The 495-nt window shown below is 60.4% G+C and carries 1 protein-coding gene; it reads right to left on the bottom strand.

What is annotated here, in order from left to right:
* A partial coding sequence (locus tag ON21_RS03695; protein ID WP_039795302.1) for a condensation domain-containing protein occupies positions 1-495 on the bottom strand: 495 nt, incomplete at both ends.

Here is a 495-nt window from a genome sequence, read left to right as displayed (position 1 = left end):
TACGTCAAAAACCCACCGATACCAGCAGCCGCACCCGACTCGTCATACCCATCACCCACGATCAAATGCAGATCGAACTGCGACACATCCAAATCCGCGTCCACACCAGCCACCGACAAACCCGGCAACTCCAACACCGACCGCGCGACATTCTGGAACGACAACCCCACCTGGAACAACGGATGACGCGCCGTCGACCGCGGCGGATTCAACACCTCCACCAACCGCTCGAACGGCACATCCGCATGCGCGAACGCAGCCAGATCGATCTCCCGCTGACGCGCGAGCACATCCGCGAACGACTCACCACCATCGATCCGGGACCGGAACACCACCGTATTGACGAACATACCGATCAGATCATCGAGCTCCCGCTCACCACGACCCGCCACCGGAGAACCAACAGCAACATCCGAACTGCCCGACAACCGAGCCAACAACACCGCGAACGCCGAATGCACCACCATGAACAACGTCGCACCATACGCACGAGCC

Origin of the sequence: Nocardia araoensis NBRC 100135, from assembly GCF_000308435.1 — a bacterium.
GTDB lineage: Bacteria > Actinomycetota > Actinomycetes > Mycobacteriales > Mycobacteriaceae > Nocardia > Nocardia araoensis.
This window is presented reverse-complemented; position numbering and strand designations above follow the sequence as displayed.